The organism is Streptomyces sp. (assembly GCF_031178505.1).
GTDB classification, from domain to species: domain Bacteria; phylum Actinomycetota; class Actinomycetes; order Streptomycetales; family Streptomycetaceae; genus Streptomyces; species Streptomyces gulbargensis.
This window is the reverse complement of sequence record NZ_JAPSIW010000668.1, coordinates 1-3,926: the sequence shown is the minus strand read 5'-3', so window position 1 is coordinate 3,926 and position 3,926 is coordinate 1. Positions and strand designations below refer to the sequence as shown.

At 70.2% G+C, this 3,926-nt stretch carries 3 protein-coding genes; 1 reads left to right on the top strand and 2 read right to left on the bottom strand.

What is annotated here, in order from left to right; all coding sequences use genetic code 11:
• Positions 1-52 precede the first annotated feature (52 nt).
• Together RIF68_RS30155 and RIF68_RS30150 are read right to left on the bottom strand one after the other, a co-directional pair.
• Complete coding sequence (locus RIF68_RS30155; protein WP_107478851.1) at positions 53-1,042, bottom strand: hydroxyacid dehydrogenase; 990 nt, start codon at positions 1,040-1,042, stop codon at positions 53-55.
• Positions 1,043-1,075: 33 nt separating this feature from the next.
• Positions 1,076-2,371 (bottom strand): MFS transporter, encoded by a 1,296-nt coding sequence (locus RIF68_RS30150; protein WP_257101738.1) that lies wholly within the window; start codon positions 2,369-2,371, stop codon positions 1,076-1,078.
• Between the two features lie 317 nt (positions 2,372-2,688).
• Between RIF68_RS30150 and RIF68_RS30145 the strand changes: the two genes are divergently transcribed.
• The coding region (locus RIF68_RS30145; RefSeq protein WP_309054445.1) for an IclR family transcriptional regulator C-terminal domain-containing protein at positions 2,689-3,926 on the top strand (1,238 nt) is incomplete at its 3' end.

Below are 3,926 nucleotides of genomic sequence, written 5' to 3'. Positions count from 1 at the left end.
GAGGCGTTGATGAACAAGGCGTTCTCGTCTCCGGGAAGGTGAGGGGCGGGGATCAGGCTGCGGCGCTGACGGTGTTGACGGCGTGCTCCGGGTCCTGGCCTGCGAGGGCCTGCTGGATGCAGGCGAGGGCCTGGGTGCCCGCGGCCAGCAGCGACTGGCTGGTCTGCCCGGCGATGTGCGGCGTGACGATCAGGTTGTCCAGGCTGCCGAGCCGGGCCGCGAGTTCCGGACTGTGCGGGAGGGGGTCCTGCATGTCGGTCGACTCGCCGTCGAGGACATCGAGGGCTGCTCCGCCCAGGTGGCCGGACTCGAGCCCCGCCAGAACGGCGGTCTCATCGACGAGTCCGCCGCGGGCGGTGTTGATCAGTACTGCTCCCGGGCGCATCCGGGCGATGGCCGCAGCGTCGATGATGTGTTTGGTCGCTGCGGTGAGCGGGGCGTGCAGGCTCAGTACGTCGCACTGGGCGATGAGGTCGTCGAGGAGGACGAGCCGGGCGCCGTACTGCTCCACGGTGTCCGGGGCGACGTAGGGGTCGGAGACGAGAACAGGCATGCCGAAGCCGCGGGCGATGCCCGCGGTCAGTGAGGCGATGCGGCCGAAGCCGAGCAGGCCCAATGTGCGGCCGTGCAGCTCGATCCCGGTGAGCACGGGCTTGATGGCGGCCCACTGGCCGGCGACGGTACCTGCTGTGGCGGCCGGGACGCGGCGGGCGAGGGCCAGGGCGAGCGCGAAGACGTGCTCGGCGACGGACCGGGCGTTGCTGCCGGGGGTGACGGTGACCCAGACGCCGGCGTCGGTGGCGGCCTGGATGTCGACGTTGTCGGTGCCCACCCCGTGCCGGGCGATGATCTTCAGGCGGGGGGATGCCTGGATCTTGTCGGCGGTGAACCGCTCGGCGCGCAGCATGACGGCGTCCACGCTGTTCTGGACGGCAGCGTAGGGGGTGGCCGTGGGGCCGTAGCCGAGGTGGACTTCGCCCATCTCGTGCAGGGTGTCCAGCACCTGGGGGTGGATGGCGTCGGAGACGTAGAACGACGGCATGCGTGTCTGGTCCGTTCGGTCGGGTCGTGCGGGTCAGGCGTAGAGGTGGTCGTCGGAGGCGCTGCGGCGTACCGCGCCGAGAGCGATACCGAGGCCGAACAGGCCGAAGAAGACGAGGATGTAGGCGGGCACGAAGGTGCTGCCGGTGGAGTCGATGAGCCAGGTACTGACGTAGGGTCCGGCTCCGCCGCCGATGACAGCGCCGATGCTGTGGCCGAAGGCGACACCGGTGTTACGGACCTGGACGGGGAAGAACTCCGGCATGACCGCGTAGGTGCCGGCCTGGCAGAGGGCGTACGGGACCATGCCGAGGATCAGGCCGACGATGGCCAGGCCCACCGAGCCGCGGCCCATGAGCCAGAACGAGGGGATCGTGACGGCGATGTAGGCGACGTAGGAGACGATCAGGACGCGCTTGCCGCCCAGTCGTGAGCCGAGCTGGCCGCACAGGGGGATGAACACGGCGGCCGTGAGAACGGCGAGCAGCACGATGGTCGCGGCCTGGCTCTCGCTGAAGTCCAGGACGGTGCTCAGGTACGAGGCGACGAAGACAGTGCCGACGTATGTACCGACGTTCTGCACCGTGGAGATCGCCATGACCTTGGCCAGTGGGCCGCGGTATCCGGCCGTCAGTTCCTTCAGCGGCTTGCGGTCACTGCGGTCAGCGGGCTCGGCATCGCGGAACTCGGGGGTGTCCTCGATCTTCAGCCGCAGGTACAGACACAGCAGGCCCAGCGGGACCGCGAGAAGGAACGGCAGGCGCCAGCCCCATGCCTCCATCGACTCTTCCGGCACGAACGAGGCGGCCAGCGCCGCCATGCCCGCCGCGCACGCCTTGCCGAACACCGCGACGCCGGGGATGAACGAGATGTACAGCGAGCGCCGCTCCTTGGGCGCCCATTCCCGGATGTAGCTGGCCGCACCGCCGATCTCGCCGCCGGTGGAGAAGCCCTGCAGCATGCGCAGGACGATCAACAGGATCGGCGCGGCGACGCCGATGGTGGCGTAACCGGGCAGCAGTCCGGTCAGGGCGGCGGCCAGGCTCATCAGGCCGATACTTGCGACCAGGCTGACCCGGCGGCCGGCGCGGTCGCCGAGTCGACCGAAGAACAGGGCGCCCAGCGGGCGGACGGCGAAGGCCGAGCCGAAGACCAGGAAAGTGTTGAGCAGGCCGACGGTCGGGTTGTCGCTGGGGAAGAAGACGATCGACAGGGTCGCGGCGACATAGCCGTAGACGCTGAAGTCGTAGTACTCGATGAACGTGCCGAAGGCGGCCACGGCGGTGGCCTTCTTCGCTTTGCGGCGGCGTTCGTCGGTGACGGGGGTCACCTCTGCAGTGTCCGTGGGGACTGACATCTCGCACCTCGCTGTGCAAAAAATGGGACAGCGTCCTGTAAACTGTTCGGTGAGTGTCTGGCCGGTCTTCGCCTGCTGTCAACCCTCGGACGCGTCCCGCTCGAAACGCGGACGGCACCGACAGCCACCGCGAGCGACCGGCGACAGCAGCGGGGCGCCCGCTTCGAAAGGCGCCACGTACAGTGGCCGACCAGGTGAGAAACGGCAGGGGGAAGGCGGAGGATGAAGCGTCCGCGCATGCTCGCGTCGCTGTGGAGCGAGTCGACGAGTCACGCCTGGCGGTGGTCGCTGTGAGCAGTGGATCGGCCGTCAACGAACGCATCGTCGTCACCCTCGACGCCCTCACCCGTCGGCCACCGGAGCTGCCCTGGGGCGTGCGCGAGCTGGCCGAAGAGCTCGACCTCAGCCGCAGCACGGTCCACCGGACCCTCCACGCGCTCACCGAGCGCGACCTGGCGGCGCAGACGGTGAATGCCACCTACGCCTGCGGACCCCGGCTACGCGTCCTCGCGGACCGGCTCCACCGCTCGCACCCGCTGCTCGGCCAGGCTCGTCCACTGGCCGAGGAACTCGCCCGGGCCTGCGACGCCACCATCCTGTTGTCCTTGTACGACCCCGTTCGCACGGAGGGCTTCGTCGCCCTGTCCGCGATTCCGGACGGTCCCGTCCGCTACCGGCTCGACCCCGGCGCCGTGATCCCCCTGCACGCCGGCGCGGCCGGCCGTGCCATGCTCGCCGAACTCGGCCCCGACGTCCTCGCCCGCCTCGATCTGGTCGCGCACACGCCGGACACCGTCACCGACGTCGCGGAACTGGAGCGTCTCCTGCACCAGGCGCGCGAGGACGGTGTGACGATCAGCATCGGACAACACGTCGCCCTGGCCGCCGGAGTCGCCGCCCCGTTCCACGCGGCGGGCCTGCTGGGAGCGATTTCCGCCACCCGCCCACGGCACGAGACCCGTCACGCCGACCTTGAACGCTTCGCCCCCCTCGTCCGCCAAACCGCCCGCAAGGTCGGCAGCCTGACCGCACCACCGCCCCGGCCGGCACCCGAACACGGCCGAGCGACCCCCACCAGCCCGAGTCCCGCCGAGGACGGCGGTTCGGCCACCGTTCGCATCGAGCGTCTGCTCTCCGCGCTCACCGCTTCACAACCTCTGCCGCTGGGTGGACGGGCGCTGGCTCGCGTACTGCAAGGGAACCCTGCGACCGCCGCCCGGCTCCTCGACACCGCACTCGCCACAGGGCTCGCCACCACCCACGAGGAGCACGCCGTGGCCGGGCCGCTGCTACTGCGCTGGGCAGCCGCACTCGGTCCGCTCCACTCCATCACCCCGATCGTCTTCCCAGCGCTGCGGGACCTGGCACAGCAGACCGGAGAGACCATCGGCCTGGCCGAGTACGACCCGGCCACCCGGACGGCACGCATGACCGCCGTAGTACCGGGAAGCAAACCGATCCACTACGACCTGCCCACCGGATCGGATGTCCCTCTCGCCGCGGGCGCCGCGGGCAAAGCCATCCTCGC

Excerpts from the sequence above, each read along its gene's own strand:
- RIF68_RS30155 (WP_107478851.1), bottom strand. The coding sequence starts at position 1,042 with ATGCCGTCGTTCTACGTCTCCGACGCCATCCACCCCCAGGTGCTGGAC.